The sequence below is a fragment of the Curvibacter sp. EU05-FHT14A10 genome (assembly GCF_058791075.1).
The window spans coordinates 1-14,161 of the sequence record NZ_JBYTDE010000030.1 but is presented as its reverse complement, the minus strand read 5'-3'; the positions used below and the strand labels follow the sequence as shown (position 1 = coordinate 14,161).

The 14,161-nt window shown below is 65.2% G+C and carries 17 protein-coding genes; 4 read left to right on the top strand and 13 right to left on the bottom strand.

Translation table 11 applies throughout. The features are described from left to right. The first annotated feature begins 47 nt into the window (after nucleotides 1–47). From AC3WUT_RS29015 to AC3WUT_RS29000, 4 genes are read left to right on the top strand one after another with little or no spacing between them, the layout of a single operon-like run. Complete coding sequence (locus AC3WUT_RS29015; RefSeq protein ID WP_492350543.1) at nucleotides 48–1,142, top strand: DegT/DnrJ/EryC1/StrS family aminotransferase; 1,095 nt, start codon at nucleotides 48–50, stop codon at nucleotides 1,140–1,142. Continuing rightward, nucleotides 1,139–2,071 (top strand): glycosyltransferase, encoded by a 933-nt coding sequence (locus AC3WUT_RS29010; protein ID WP_492350542.1) that lies wholly within the window; start codon nucleotides 1,139–1,141, stop codon nucleotides 2,069–2,071. The genes AC3WUT_RS29015 and AC3WUT_RS29010 overlap by 4 nt, the downstream gene beginning before the upstream one ends. Before the next feature lie 42 nt (nucleotides 2,072–2,113). Continuing rightward, nucleotides 2,114–3,085, top strand: coding sequence for a WxcM-like domain-containing protein (locus tag AC3WUT_RS29005; RefSeq protein WP_492350541.1), 972 nt, complete (start codon nucleotides 2,114–2,116; stop codon nucleotides 3,083–3,085). Further along, nucleotides 3,082–3,483 (top strand): GtrA family protein, encoded by a 402-nt coding sequence (locus tag AC3WUT_RS29000; protein WP_492350540.1) that lies wholly within the window; start codon nucleotides 3,082–3,084, stop codon nucleotides 3,481–3,483. The genes AC3WUT_RS29005 and AC3WUT_RS29000 overlap by 4 nt, the downstream gene beginning before the upstream one ends. Nucleotides 3,484–3,588: 105 nt before the next feature. On the opposite strand, the gene AC3WUT_RS28995 is transcribed toward AC3WUT_RS29000, so the two are convergent. The 13 genes from AC3WUT_RS28995 to AC3WUT_RS28935 all read right to left on the bottom strand — a co-directional run. Further along, entirely contained in the window at nucleotides 3,589–3,936 is a 348-nt protein-coding gene (locus tag AC3WUT_RS28995) for a DMT family transporter (protein WP_492350539.1), read from the bottom strand. A gap of 72 nt (nucleotides 3,937–4,008) precedes the next feature. Next, entirely contained in the window at nucleotides 4,009–4,632 is a 624-nt protein-coding gene (locus tag AC3WUT_RS28990) for a glutathione S-transferase family protein (RefSeq protein ID WP_492350538.1), read from the bottom strand. 55 nt (nucleotides 4,633–4,687) lie between these two features. Beyond that, nucleotides 4,688–5,227, bottom strand: a complete 540-nt coding sequence (locus AC3WUT_RS28985; RefSeq protein ID WP_492350537.1) for a putative metalloprotease CJM1_0395 family protein — start codon at nucleotides 5,225–5,227, stop codon at nucleotides 4,688–4,690. 96 nt (nucleotides 5,228–5,323) lie between these two features. Then, nucleotides 5,324–6,394, bottom strand: a complete 1,071-nt coding sequence (locus AC3WUT_RS28980) for an alpha/beta hydrolase (protein WP_492350536.1) — start codon at nucleotides 6,392–6,394, stop codon at nucleotides 5,324–5,326. Then, on the bottom strand, nucleotides 6,391–7,371 hold the full coding sequence (locus AC3WUT_RS28975; protein ID WP_492350535.1) for a 2-dehydropantoate 2-reductase: 981 nt from the start codon (nucleotides 7,369–7,371) through the stop codon (nucleotides 6,391–6,393). Before AC3WUT_RS28975 ends, AC3WUT_RS28980 begins: the two co-directional genes overlap by 4 nt. Nucleotides 7,372–7,437: 66 nt before the next feature. Further along, entirely contained in the window at nucleotides 7,438–8,235 is a 798-nt protein-coding gene (locus AC3WUT_RS28970) for a class II aldolase/adducin family protein (RefSeq protein ID WP_492350534.1), read from the bottom strand. A gap of 47 nt (nucleotides 8,236–8,282) precedes the next feature. Further along, a complete protein-coding gene (locus AC3WUT_RS28965) occupies nucleotides 8,283–9,296 on the bottom strand; it encodes a Bug family tripartite tricarboxylate transporter substrate binding protein (RefSeq protein ID WP_492350533.1) in 1,014 nt (337 codons plus the stop codon). Nucleotides 9,297–9,439: 143 nt separating this feature from the next. Then, entirely contained in the window at nucleotides 9,440–10,216 is a 777-nt protein-coding gene (locus AC3WUT_RS28960) for an SDR family NAD(P)-dependent oxidoreductase (RefSeq protein WP_492350532.1), read from the bottom strand. A gap of 189 nt (nucleotides 10,217–10,405) precedes the next feature. Further along, complete coding sequence (gene hpaH / locus AC3WUT_RS28955; RefSeq protein WP_492350531.1) at nucleotides 10,406–11,209, bottom strand: 2-oxo-hept-4-ene-1,7-dioate hydratase; 804 nt, start codon at nucleotides 11,207–11,209, stop codon at nucleotides 10,406–10,408. A 31-nt stretch (nucleotides 11,210–11,240) separates the two neighbouring features. Then, complete coding sequence (locus tag AC3WUT_RS28950) at nucleotides 11,241–11,675, bottom strand: 5-carboxymethyl-2-hydroxymuconate isomerase (protein ID WP_492350530.1); 435 nt, start codon at nucleotides 11,673–11,675, stop codon at nucleotides 11,241–11,243. Nucleotides 11,676–11,705: 30 nt separating this feature from the next. Beyond that, nucleotides 11,706–12,629, bottom strand: a complete 924-nt coding sequence (hpaD, locus tag AC3WUT_RS28945; RefSeq protein WP_492350529.1) for a 3,4-dihydroxyphenylacetate 2,3-dioxygenase — start codon at nucleotides 12,627–12,629, stop codon at nucleotides 11,706–11,708. 34 nt (nucleotides 12,630–12,663) lie between these two features. Further along, nucleotides 12,664–13,632: a tripartite tricarboxylate transporter substrate binding protein gene (locus tag AC3WUT_RS28940; RefSeq protein ID WP_492350528.1), complete on the bottom strand. Its 969-nt coding sequence runs from the start codon at nucleotides 13,630–13,632 to the stop codon at nucleotides 12,664–12,666. A gap of 1 nt (nucleotide 13,633) precedes the next feature. Continuing rightward, on the bottom strand, nucleotides 13,634–14,161 hold a 528-nt coding region (locus AC3WUT_RS28935), incomplete at its 5' end, for an aldehyde dehydrogenase family protein (RefSeq protein WP_492350527.1).

The window sequence follows — 14,161 nt, the reverse complement described above, 5'->3', positions numbered from 1 at the left end:
TTTTTGAACCGGTTCGCAGTTGCTCGAACCATTTATTCTCTTGAGTTGTGCAAAAGATCAACAACCTTTCGAGCCGGATAGCTCGCTATCGGCCCTTGCTGGAGCAGGCCACTCAACGTGTCCTGGACAGCGGGTGGCTGGTGTTGGGGCCCGAGACCGCGGCGTTTGAAAAAGAATTTTCTGCCTTTGTCGGTGTCGATTTTGCAGTCGGTGTGGGTAACGGCAGCGATGCCATTGAACTGGCCCTGCGTGCGCTTGGGGTGGCGGCTGGCGATGTCGTGGCCACCGTTGCCAATGCCGGCATGTACACCTGCGGCAGCCTCTTGCATCTGGGTGCGACGCCCTTTTTCATGGATGTCGACTTGTCCACCCAGTGTGTGTCGGTTGCTGAAGTTCAAAAGGCGCTTGAGGCAGGGGTCCAGGCCGTTGTTGTCACTCACTTGTACGGTCGCGCGGTGCCTGGTATCGATGTGATGGCCAAGCTCTGCGCAGACCGTGGAGTGCCCCTGATCGAGGACTGTGCCCAGGCACATGGCGCAAGGGTTGCTGGGCGCCGTGTGGGGGCTTTTGGCGATGCCGCCTGCTTCAGTTTCTACCCCACCAAGAATCTGGGTGGGTTGGGAGACGGTGGCGCCGTGGTTTGCCGTGATCCGAAGACAGCGCAGGCCCTGGGTCAATTGCGCCAGTATGGTTGGAGCCAGAAGTACAAGGTCACCTATCCAGGCGGTCGCAACAGTCGCCTGGATGAACTGCAGTCCGCATATTTGAGGGTTTTCCTACCCTTTCTGGACCAAGACAACGCTCGTCGCCGTCATCTGGCTCATGGCTATATCCGTGGCCTGGTCCATCCCCTGGTCGAGGTGCCGACAGACCTGGACGAAAACCATGTGATGCACCTTTTTGTGATTCGCGTTGAGGCGCGGGCATCCTTGGCGGCGCATCTGCTTGAGCGGGGCGTGGCGACGGATGTGCATTATCCGATTCCCGATCATCGGCAACCCGTTCTGACGGGGTACGCGGACAGGGACTTGCCCTGCACTGATCTGCTGGCAAGCCAGGTTCTGACCCTTCCTTGCTATCCGGAAATGACGGAGCAGGACTTGGCCCATGTTGTGGAGTCCGTCAACAGTTGGCGACCATGAAATATTCAGTGGTGATACCGATCTACGGTAATGAGGAATCCCTGCCGGATCTGTTTGAGGTCCTGTCGCATCTGAACACGTCCTTGAATGGTTTGTTGGAAGCCGTGTTTGTCATCGACGGCAGTCCTGATCGCAGTTTCGAACGAGTGCGGGAGGCCTTGCCTCGCTTCACTTTTGCAGCCCAGTTGCTGGTCCACTCGCGGAATTTCGGCTCCTTTGCGGCCATCCGAACGGGCTTGGCAGCCGCACGAGGGGCGTACTTTGGCGTCATGGCGGCCGATCTCCAGGAACCGCCGCAATTGCTGCTTGATTTCTTCGATCTGCTGGAGCGGGACGTCTGCGATGTGGCTCTGGGCACCCGCGTATCCCGCAAAGACCCCTTGCTGAGTCGCATGACATCTGGCCTGTTCTGGGCCTTGTATCGACGCTGGATCGTGCCGGAAATGCCACCAGGCGGAGTCGATATTTTTGGCTGTAACCATGACTTCAGAGAGCAGCTCCTCAAGCTGGAGGAGTCGCGGTCTTCAATGATTGCATTGATATTCTGGCTCGGTTTTCGACGTGAACTGGTTGGCTATGAGCGGAAAGAACGCGTGCATGGTAAATCAGCCTGGAGTTTCCGTAAAAAGGCTGAGTACATGCTGGACAGTGTTTTTGCTTTCACTGACTATCCCATCAGGCTGTTGATCCGCCTTGGGTGTGTGGGGGTCGTTGTTTCATTGCTGCTCAGTGTCTTGGTTGTGGTGGCCAAGATCTTCGGCCTGATTCCAGTACCAGGCTATGCTGCAACGATGCTGGCCGTGCTCTTTCTAGGAGGACTCAATCTTCTGGGGATTGGCGTTGTCGGTAATTATGCGTGGCGGGCCTATGAGAATACAAAGCAGAGGCCGTTGTCGATCGTAGCCAGAAAATTTAAAAATGACCTCTGATTCCAATGAAGTCCAGGTCGACCCATCATCCATAAAATAAATATGCCTACGATACACCCAGCAGCCGATGTTCAATCTTTAAAAATAGGAGCGAGGACCCGCGTTTGGCAGTATGTGGTGGTATTGCCAGGGGCTGTGGTGGGAGAGGATTGCAACATTTGCTCGCATTGTTTCATAGAGAATGACGTCGAGTTGGGGCATCGCGTTACTGTCAAATCAGGTGTTCAATTGTGGGATGGGGTGCGTGTGGCGGACGATGTCTTCATCGGCCCCAATGTCAGCTTTTCAAATGACAAATTTCCCCGTTCCCGTCAGCAACCTGAGAAATTTCTAAGAACAATCATTGAAAAAGGCGCTTCGATCGGTGCTGGCGCCAGTCTCCTGCCCGGGATTGTGATCGGCCAAGGAGCCATGGTCGGGGCCGGTGCAGTGGTGACCAAGTCGGTTCCTCCGAATGCCATTGTGATGGGGAATCCAGCGCGGATTACGGGTTACTCAAACAGCCAGACACCTGTCCGTGATGGCGTAGAGCAGGTTTTGTCGACTCCGAGATTTTCTGGTTCAGATTCGAAAGAAGAGCCAGCTTCCTATCCTTTAGCGGTACGCGGCGTCACCATGCATCACCTGAGATTGGTCAAGGATATGCGTGGTGATTTGTCCGTGGGTGATTTTGAGTCGCAAATTCCATTTGCTCCGAAGCGCTATTTCCTGGTTTTCAATGTGCCAAGTGAAAAGACCAGAGGTGAGCATGCGCACCGAGAGTGCCATCAGTTTCTCATCTGTGTGAAAGGCCGTTGTTCGGTCATGGTGGATGATGGTCAACAGCGCATGGAGGTCTTGCTGGACAATCCAGCCGCAGGTCTGTATCTGCCTCCCATGGTTTGGGGCACTCAATACAAATACTCGCAAGATGCAATCTTGCTGGTCTTCGCATCGCATTCCTATGATCCAGCCGACTATGTCAGAGATTACACGGAGTTCATGACACTGACTTCCCACACGGGTGCCCGATGAAGGCTTCCTGGCGAGAGGGGTTGGGTCGTGTCGTTCGCTTTATCTTGAGCGGAGTCGCCAATACAGGTCTGTCATGGCTGATTTATTTGGCGCTCAAGAACTGGATGCATTATCAAGTTGCCTTTGCCGTGGCCTATGTCTCAGGTATCTTGATATCGTATTCTTTGAATGCTCTGTGGGTCTTCAGGGTTGGGCTCTCATGGCGGGGTGCATTTTCCTATCCTTGGATCTATCTGGTTCAATATGCCTTGTCGGCACCGCTGTTGTCCACTCTCGTCGAGGTCTTTCACCAGAGCCGCGTTTGGGCGCCGCTTGAGGTCACCGCCATGATGGTTCCCCTCAATTATTTTTTGGGCAAAGGCGTGCTGATGTTTGGCCAGTCCAAGGATCGAGAGTGAGCAGGAGGGCTCCTGGCGGGCAGGCCAACTTGGGCTGCGGTTCAATGGCTTGCCGGCCACTGCAGCCTTGACGTGGCGCCACAGGGCCTTTTTGCGGCGGACGATTCAGTCTGCGTAAAGCTGCAGCACGACCACACCGGCCATGATGAGGCCCAGGCCGAGCAGGCTGGGGCCGTTCAACTGCTGGCCATGTACGGTCCAGGCGATCACGGTGATGAGTGCGATGCCCACGCCTGACCACACTGCATAGGCCACACCCACCGGCATCACCTTGAGCGTGAGCGAGAGCAGGTAGAAGGCCAGACCGTAGCCCAGCACCACGGCCAGCGAAGGCCCCAGGCGGGTGAAGCCCTCGGACGACTTCATGAAGCTGGTGCCGATCACCTCGGCCACGATGGCCGTGCCCAGCAGCAGCCAGCGGTTGACCGAGGCCGGCTCAGGGACCTCAAGCATGGCCAGCCACCTCGCCGCGCTCGGGTTGCATCGTGTGGGCCGCCTGCAGGCGACCCCGCTGCTTGGGGCCCATCAAGCGCCCGAGGCCAGGGCCTGTTGCACGCCCGGGCGCTGCAGCAGGCGTTCGCGGTGGGCCACCACCTGGGGGAACTGCGCCACGTCAACACCGTCGCTGGCCAGCCAGGTGGAGATGGTGTACAGGTAGGCATCGGCCACCGAGTAGGTGTCGCCCAGCACCCAGGGGCCTTGCAGGTAGTGCTTTTCGATCAGCTGGAAGTTCTCGGTCATGTTGGCCGCCACCTTGCGCTGCATGGCCGCAATGGCTTCGGGCTCGTCGGCCCAACGCGAGGCGCGCGGCCGGTGGGCGTGGTTGATGTGCACGGTCGAGCACAGGTAGCTGTTCACCTCCTGCATGCGGGCCAGCAGGAAGGGGTTGTCCAGCGGGGCCAGGCCGGCCTCAGGAAAGCGCTGGGCCACGTACAGCAGCAAAGCGGGGGTTTCGGTCAGCACGCCCTGTTCGGTGACCAGGGCGGGCACGCGCCCCTTGGGGTTGACGGCCAGGTACTCGGGCGTGCGTTGCTGGGCTTCGGCAAAGTTGACGCGAACCAGCTCGTGGCCGGCCTGGGCTTCGGTCAGGGCGATGTGGACGGCCAGGGCGCAGGTGCCTGGGGCGAAATAAAGCTGCAGACGGGACATGAAAACTCCGGTGAAGGATGCAGGGGTTGGGCACGTCGGCCGGCCGATGGGCGGTTCAGGCGAACAGGCTGAGGCGGGTGTCGGTGTCCGAACCGGAGTTTACCGAGCGGTAGGCGGCCGTGCCTTGCCGGGCCTGTGGGCTGGTGCGTTCTGTGGCCTGCTGGTGGCGCTGAGCATTGAGCTCGCTCTGGCCGTCGGCCACCAATTCGGCGCCCACGGCGGCCACGCGGCGGTCCTGCGGGCTGGGGTCGGCCGGGGCCAGGGCGGCTGACTGGATGCGCTGGCCTTTGTCGATGTTGGCCTCGGGCTTCTGCTCGCGCGAGGTGTCGATGCCCACCTCGCCCGCCACCGCGTAGCGCACGCCGTCGGGGCCGGTGGTGTAGGTGTACTGGGCGCCGCTGGTGACCACCCCCTGCCCGGCCGAGATGTGGGCTTGCTCATGGTTGCGCACGCGCAGGTCGGTGGCCTTCAGGGCGGCCACTTGGCGCTGCTGTTCGGGGCTCAGCTCGGTGCGCGCCGCTGCCTTGCCGCGGCTGGTGGCAGCCGGCAGTGGAGGGGCGGCAGCGGCAGAGGTGGACGATCCGATCGAGGCCATGGCTGGGGCGTGCGCCAGCCGAGGCGCACGTCCTCAGGAAGTGAAGCACAGAAGCGTCCCGGTTTCAAGCCGGGAGTCGGCCAGGCTTGATCGGACTCAGGGCGCCTTGCAGCGTGCCCAGGCCTCGGGCGCATCAAACAGCGCGGCCTGGCCGCAGGCCGAGCCCAGCATGGCGTCGCCGTCGTGTCCCACGCCGGGCACGTCAAACTGGCGCTGGGCCAGCCCGGGGTGGCGCTGGCGCAGGTCGTCCACATAGGCATGGCCGCGGGCGTAGCGGTAGGGGCCCTGGGCCTCGGCGGCACAGCTCTTGTCCAGGGCCGGGTGCTGTGGGTTGGTGTCGGCGCTGCCCAGCAGGTAGATCACGTCGCGTTGCAGGTAGCGGGCCTCGTAGGCGCCAGGGCTGAGCTGGCTGGCGTAGCCTGGCGCCTCGGCCCAGCCGTATTTCCATTGGTTCACCCCGGGGCAGGCCGCGGCCACGGCCGGCACCGGTCGTTCGGGGTGAAAGTACAGGTAGGACGAGGGGTTGGCCACCACATAGCGCACGGCCACGCCAGGCAGGCGGCCTTCGCCCTGGCCCACCACCGCGTAGCGCTGCACCACCTGGGCGCCGCCTGAATGCCCGGCCACCACCACCTGGCTGAGTTTGGGAAAGCGCTTCCGGTCGGCCAGCAGGGCCAGCAGGGCGTCGATGGCTTCGAAGGAACTGAGGGCGGCGGGCGCGGTGGCGGTCTCGCCCCCCATCCAGCCTTCCAGGCTCCAGCGCAAGGTGTCGCTCGGCAGGGCATGGGCTGCCACGTCGCGATCGGCCAGAAACTGCGGCACCAGCAGCAGGCTGTGGGCTGCGGCGGGGCCGGCAGCCTGGGCGGCCTTGCGTGCCGAGGCCCAGTAAACGTTGGCGTTGCGCAGCCGGCCATGGAACACCAGCACCGCGCGTTCGACATCGGCCAGCGCGGCCATGTCCTGCAGATCCCGCGACGCGTACAGGCGCAGCGCGCCCTGGCCGGCTTGGCCGCTCACGTTCAAGGTGTCGGGCGCCACCACCTTGACCGGGGCTTTGTTGCCGGCGTTCTCGTCCATCGCCTGGGCGGGCAGGGCGCTCAGCAGGCCCGCGGCCAGCAGGCCGTACAGGCCGTACAGGACGGGCGTGAAAACGGGGCGGCAGCTCATCGCGGGTACAGCCCCAGGGTTTGTGCCTGCAGCCGGGCCAGGCCCAGCAGGGCGTCGGTGAAGGGGGTGGCCACGCCGGCCAACTGGCCCAGCTCGCGCACCACGCCCACCAGGGCGTCGAGCTCGACGCTGCGCCGCGCCTCCACATCCTGCAGCATCGAGGTCTTGAAGGCGCCGAGCTTGAGCGTGACCTGGTGCCGGTCTTCAGGCTGCTGGTCGATCGGGATGCCGATGTGCTCGCCGATGGCCTTGGCCTCGCGCATCACGGCAGAGATGAAGTCACGCACCTGCGGGTCGCCCAGGATCAAGTCGGTGGTGGCGCCGGTCAGCGCACTCACCGGGTTGACCGTCATGTTGCCCCAGAGCTTGTACCAGACGTCACGCTGGATCTGGGCCGAGGCGCTGGCCTGGAAGCCGGCCTTCAGCAGCAAGGCCAGCAGGGCTTCCAGCCGCGGGCTGCTGCCGCCGGCAGGCTCGCCGATGATCAGGCCGTTGCCGAAATGGTGCTTCACCTGGCCTGGGCCGTTCAGCGAGCAACTGGCGTGCACCACGCAGCCGATCACCTGAGTGGCCGGGATGGCGGCCGTGATCTCGCCCGTGGGGTCGACCGACTGCAGCCGCGTGCCGGCCAGCCCATCGCCAAAGCCCTGCAGAAACCACCAGGGCACCCCGTTCATGGCCGTCAGCACCACCGTGTCGGGGCCAATCAGGGGGGCGATCTGGCGCGCCACCTCGACCAGGGCCGGAGCCTTGACCGCGATCACCACCAGATCCTGCACGCCCAGTTCGGCCGGGTTGGCACTGGCTTGCACCGGCCAGTGCCGTTGCTGGCCGCCTTGTTCAAGGCGCAGGCCATGCGTTTGCAGGGCCTGCAAGGTGGCACCACGGGCCACCACGCTGAGGGTGGCCCCTGCGTCGGCCAGGCCGGCACCGATCCAGCCGCCGATGGCACCGGCGCCGTAAATGCATGCTTTCATGAGATGTCCAGGGCCCCCGAGGGGGCAAAAGATGAGCGAGGCTGTGATTGTGGCGCGCGGCCGGCTTCAGTGCTGGTAGCTGCGGTCCAGGCGTTCCACCTGGCGCACCAGGGCGTCGAACACGTCCTGGCCGGCGCCGTGGCTGGGGCTGAACTGCAGGGCATCGCGGCTGCTCTTGATGGCGGCCTCTTCGGTCACCGGGATGGCCGGCCCCATGGACAGGGTGGCCAGCTGGATTTCGCAGGCGCGCTGCAGCGTCCACAGGATGGCAAAGGTCTGGGGCAGGGTCTGGCCATAGGCCAGCAGCCCGTGGTTGCGCAAAATCACCGCGGGCTTGCCGCGGATGTTGTTGACCAGGCGCGGGCCTTCTTCGGCATGCACGGTGATGCCCTCGAAGTCGTGGTAGCCGACCATGTGGTGCAGCTGCGCAGTGTAGAAGTTGGTCTGCTGCAGCCCGCCTTGCAGGCAGGCCACGGCCACGCCGGCGGTGGTGTGGGTGTGCATCACGCAGTGGGCCTCGGCCAGCCCTTCGTGGATGGCGCCGTGCACCACGAAGCCCGCCGGGTTGACGGGGTAGGTTGAGCCGTCGAGCACCCGGCCCTGCAGGTCGATCTTGACCAGGTTGCTGGCCGTGACCTCGCTGTAGTGCAGGCCGAAAGGGTTGATCAGGAACTGCTTCTCGCCCCCGCTCACGCTGTCGGGCAGGCGCAGCGTGATGTGGTTGTAGATCATCTCCGTCCAGCCCAGCAGCGCGAATACCCGGTAGCAGGCCGCCAACTGTTGGCGTTGGGCCCACTCATCCGGGTGCATGCCCGCGGGTGGGGCTGGCGGCGGCAGTCGTTGGGGCTGGAGGGGCAGGGTCATGGTCAGTTTCCTCAAGGGGCCCCCAGTCGGGGGCGCGGTGGGACGCTCTAGGCGTCGGCACTGAAGCCGATGGTTTTCACCAGCGGACCCCAGCGTTCGAAGTCGGTTTTCAACAGGGCGGCCAGCTCGGCGGGGGTGGAGGACTTGGCCTCCAGTCCCATGGCGCCCAGGCCGTCCACCACCTCGGGCGTGGCCAGGGCGGCGCGCAGTGCGGTGTTCAGGCGCTGCACCAGTTCACGCGGGGCCTTGGCTGGCAGGTAGAAGCCGAACCACTCGCCAAACACCATGTCCTTCAGGCCTTGTTCTGCCATGGTCTGGGTGTTGGGCGTGAACTTGCTGCGCTGTGCGCCGGTGGAGGCCAGCAGGCGGCACTTGCCCGCCGCCACGTGCTGTGAGAACTCGCCCAGCGGGCCCGACACCGCGGGCAACTGGCCGCCGATCATGTCGAGAATGGCGGGCTGGGTGCCGCGGAAGGCAACGTGCTTGAGGTCGATGCCTGCGTGATGGCCCAGCAGCGAACCCACGAAGTGCGGCACCGAGCCGGCGGCCGGTGAACCGAAGTTGGCCTCTTTGGGGTTGGCCTTGCACCAGGCCAGGAACTCGGGCACGGTCTTCACGCTGGCCGGCACCGAGGGGCCCACGGCAAAGCCAAAGTCAAACACGCAGGCCAGCGACACCGGGCTCAGGTCGGCCACCGGGTCGTAGGCCAGTTTCTTGTAGATGTGCGGGTAGATGCCCAGCATCGACATCGGGGTCTGCAGCAGGGTCTGGCCGTCGGGGTTTTGCGACTTGACGAACTGGATCGCGATCTGCCCGCCCGCACCCGTCTTGTTCTCGACATAGGCCGTCTTGGTGTAGCCCGTGCCGGGCAGCTTGTCGGCCACCCGCCGGCACAGGGTGTCCGAAGTGCCACCCGCCGCAAAGCCGGTGATGATCTTCATTGATTCGAAGGCGTTTGTCTGGGCCAGCGCAGACTGGCCCAGGGCGGCCAGCAAGGCGCCGGCGCCGGTGCTTTGCAGCCATTGGCGGCGGTTCGGGTGCAGGGTGTCGAAGTGGCTCATGTCAGTCTCCGGAATGTCTGGCTCAGCACGGACGCCCCATTGGCGTCAATGTCTGAGAGCGGATTTTTCCAGCCGTTGAGCGGTATCGCCACCCGTGTTTACCTGCAGTGTTTGGTTTTGCCTCATAACCTTTTTGAGCCGAATCAACCCGCGTTCAGGTGCAAACCGTTGTCCATCACCAGCACCTCGCCCGTCATGCCCGGCGCCCGCGCGGCCACGAACCAGGCCAGCGCTGCCACCTCGTCGGGCTGCGACACGCGTTGCAGCACCGAGGCCTGGCGCTGGCGCTGCAGCACTTCGGCGTGCTCGGCCTCGCCCAGCACCCGGCTGGGCAGGCCGCCAGCCACAAAGCCCGGGGCGATCGCATTGACGCGGATCGCCGGGGCCAATGCCCGGGCCAGGCCCAGCGTGAGGGTGTTGAGCGCCCCTTTGGTCGCGGCATAGGCCAGTGAAGAGCCCCGCCCCAGCACGCCGCCCACCGACGAGATGTTGACCACGGCCCCCTGGCCCGAAGCAGCCAGCGCATTGCGGCAGGCGCGAGTCATCTGCCAGGGGCCGATCAGGTTCACCTCGTTGAGCCGCTGAAAATCAGGGCCATCCAGCGACTCAAGATCGGCATGGGGCACGAAGCGGGTGACACCGGCGGAATTGACCAGTGCTTGCAGGCCGCCGAAATGCAACTGCATCTGCGCCGCCACGGCCCGGCACTGTGCGTCGTCGCGCACATCCAGCGCCAGGGCCAGCACCCGTGCGCCCAGGGCCTCGCACTCGCGGGCCACGGCCCGCGCCTCGGCGGCCGTGGGCTCGAAGTAGGCCAGGCCCACATCCCAGCCCTGGCGCGAGAACTCGCGTGCACAGGCCGCGCCGATGCCGGTGGCGGCGCCGGTGATCAGGCAGACGGGGCGATTCACTTCAGTCATGCGACACCTTGTTCGATGTGGGAGTCAACCCGCCGCCGGGCCGCCCCAAGGCGGGTTGGGCCCCCTCGGGGGGCAGCGCAGCACACGCAGTGCCAAGCGTGGGGGTCATGTCAACCCGCCGCCGGGCCGCCCCAAGGCGGGTTGGGCCCCCTGGGGGGGCAGCGATACACAGAGTGATGAGCGTGGGGGTCATGTGAATCTGAAAGCGATGGAACCCAGCGGGCCGTAATCGGCATGGAAGGTGTCGCCCGGCAGGGCCGGCGTGGGCCGGGTGAACGAGCCGCCCAGCACCACCTCGCCGGCCTGCAGGCTTTCGCCCCAGGGGGCCAGCTTGTTGGCCAGCCAGGCGACACCCTGGGCCGGGTGGTTCAGCACCGCGGCGGCCACGCCCGATTCCTCGATCACGCCGTTCTTGAACAGCAGGGCGCTCACCCAGCGCAGGTCCACCGCGTCGGGGCGCACCGGGCGCCCCCCCAGCACGATGCCGGCATTGGCCGCGTTGTCGGCAATGGTGTCAAACACCTTGCGCGGTGCCTTGGTGTGGCGGTCGAACTGCTCGATGCGGGCGTCGATGATCTCGATGGCGGGCACCACCCAGTCGGTGGCGGCGAGCACGTCGTACAGGGTGACGCCGGGGCCGCGCAGCGGCTTGCCGAGGATGAAGGCCAGTTCCACCTCCACCCGGGGGGCAATGAAGCGCTCGAAGGGGATGTCGCTGCCCTCGGCAAAGAACATGTCGTCCAGCAAGGTGCCGTAGTCGGGTTCGGTGATCTGGCTCGAGAGCTGCATGGCGCGCGAGGTCAGGCCGATCTTGTGGCCACGCACGGTGCGGCCTGCGGCGATCTTCTGGCGCACCCATTCGCGCGAGATGGCATAGCCGTCTTCGATGCGCATGTCGGGGTAGCGCTTGGAGAAATGCTCGACCTGCTGGCGGCTTTTCTCGGCCTGGTCCAGCTCGGTGGCCAGGGTGGCGATCTGCTCGGGGGTGAACATGCGGGGTCTCGCTTTCAGGGGGAGGGTGGGGTCAGACTGCCTTGTTGAACAAGGGGTGCAGGTTGCTGTACTTGCCATCAAACGAGGGCGCACCCTCGTCCACCTGCAGGGTGATGCCAATGTGGCGCTGCGCCAGCAGAGGGCCAAAGTGCTGTTTGACCACGCCCAGCAGGGCCTCGCCCACGGCCTGGACCACGGCAGGCGAGCGGCCTGAGCCCATGCGCAGGTTCAGGTAGACAAAGGCGTAGTCGCCGCTGCCACCGGCGGCCCGGCCGGCCGCCCCGCCATCGGACACCGCGTGGTGGGCGGCCGGGAAGGCCAGCACCCGGGTGCCACCCGGCGGGAACACGGCTTTGCCGGCCTCGTCGCGGTGGGCCAGCATGGTGTCGGCCAGGCTGCGGCACAGGGCGCTGAGGTCGGTCTCGGGCTCGATGTTGGGGGTGTAGAGGATGACGACGTGGGGCATGTCAATGCAATGAAAAATGTCAGAAAGGGGTCACAGGCGCGGAAAGGCCTGGTAGCCGCTGGCGGCCGAGGCCTGGGCCGCGGGAATGGCATGGCCGTCCTGCGGCGTGATGGGGAACACGGCATTGATCTGGCCCGTGCCCGAGGCACCGAAGTAGGGGGTGATGACCTCGGCCTGGCCCTCATAGGCCGACCAGCCCAGCGCGCCCAGCAGCATGGCGGTGTCGTGCATGAAGCCTTCGCCATGGCCCTTGGTGGCGTACTCGGGCAGCATCTCGCAGAAGGCGGGCCAGTCGCCGCGCTGCCACAGCGCGATCACCTCGTGGTCCATCATCTCCAGGAAGGGGCTCCAGACCTTGAAGGCGAACTGGGGCGCCAGGCCGTTCTGGGCAAAGCGGTGGCTCAGCGAGCCGCTGGCCAGAAAGGCCACCGTGCCGTCGTAGTGCTCCTCCACCGCACGGCGCAGGGCCCAGCCCAGGCGGGCGCTGTCGTTCAGGTAGTGGCCCGTGCACAGCGCCGACACCGACACCACCTTGAAGTGCTGGTCGGGGTTCATGTAGCGCAGCGGCACCAGGGTGCCGTACTCGGGGTTCAGCGTGGTGGCGTCGTGGGCCAGGGTTTCCACGCCCAGCTCATTGCAGGTGCGCGCCATCAGCCGGCCCAGCTCGGGGTTGCCCGGGCATTCAAACGGCAGGTTGCTGATGAAGTGCGGCAGCTCGTTGCTGGTATAGACGCCCTTGAAATGCGGGCCACAGTTGATGTGGTAGTTGGCGTTGACCAGCCAGTGGGTGTCGAACACCACCAGGGTGTCCACGCCCAGTTCACGGCAACGTCGGCCGATCTCATGGTGGCCGTCGATGGCGTCTTGCCGCGTGCCGTGGCGCGGGCCCGGCAGCTCGCTCAGGTACAGCGAGGGCACGTGGGTGATCTTGGCGGCCAGTGCGAGTTTGCCCATGGCGGTCTCCGGAGTGTGAGGTCGGTGGGTGGGGTCAGCTCTCGGCGCTGATGTGGGCGCTGCGGATCACCTGCGCATAGCGGGCAACTTCGCTGCGGATGAATTGGCCGAACTGCTCGGGCGTGCCCGCCAGCGAGCGGATGCTGCCCTTGGCAAAGGCCTCGCGCACGGCCGCCGTCTCCAGGGCCTGGCGCAGCGCGGCATTGAGCCGGGCCACCACCGCATCGGGCGTGGCCGTGGGCACCAGCAGGCCGTTCCACGAGTTGGATTCGACTGCCACGCCTTGCTCGGCCAGGGTGGGGATGTCGGGCGCATAGGTTGAGCGCTGTGCCGTGGCCATGCCCACGGCCACCAGTTTGCCGGTCTGCACATGGGCCCTGAACTCGGGCCAGTTGCCGAACATCAGCGTCACCTGGCCGCCCAACAAATCGTTCAGGGCCGGGGCCTGACCCTTGTAGGGGATGTGGGTCAGCTCGATGCCCATCTGTTCACGCAGCATCTCGCCGGCCAGATGGGCCGAGGTACCGCTGCCGAACGAGGCGTAGCTGAGCCGTGCGCCCGGCTTGCGCGCGGCGGCACGCAGGTCGGCGATGGAGCGGATGCCGCTGTCCGGGTGGCAGGCCAGCACATGCTCCGACAGGCCCATCAAGCCCACCGGGCGCAGGTCGCGCAGGCCGTCATAGGGCAGGTTCTTCACCAGGGTCTGGTTGACGCAAAAGCTATTGGCCACGCAGGTCAGGGTCAGCCCGTCAGGCGCCGCCTTGGCCCCGGCGTCCACGCCGATCACCGTGCCCGCCCCGGGCTTGTTGTCCACCACCACCGGCTGCCCCAGCGTGGCGGCCATCTGCGTGGCCACCAGGCGCGCCACCAGATCGGTGGTGCCCCCGGGCGGAAACGGCACGATCAGCTTCAGCGGGCGTGCGGGCCAGGCCGGTGACTGGGCCTGAGCCAGGCCGGGCAGCAACGTGGCGCCCAGGGCTTGCAGAACAAGACGACGGTCCATCTCAAACTCCCCAATGAGGGATGTGGTGGCTGCCGAGGGACACCGCCACGTTCTTCGGTTCACAGAACACTTCGTAGCTCCAGGTGCCGCCCTCGCGCCCGGTGCCGCTGGCCTTGGTGCCGCCAAAGGGCTGGCGCAGGTCGCGCACGTTCTGGCTGTTGACAAAGCACATGCCGGCCTCGATGGCGGCGGCCATGCGGTGGGCGCGGCCCAGGTTCTCGGTCCAGACGTAGCTGGAGAGGCCGTACTGCGTGTCGTTGGCGATGCGGATGGCGTCGGCCTCGTCCTCGAAGGGGATCAGGCAGGCCACGGGGCCGAAGATCTCGTCCTGGGCGATCTTCATGCGGTTGTCCACGTCGGCGAACACGGTGGGCCACACGTAGTTGCCGCGTTGTACATGGGCGGGCAGCTCGGGCGCGTAGGCCGGGCGGTCCAGGCCGCCGCACAGCAGCGTGGCGCCTTCCTTGGGGCCCAGCTCGATGTAGCTGCGCACCTTGGCCAGGTGGGCGGGGCTGATCATGGGGCCCAC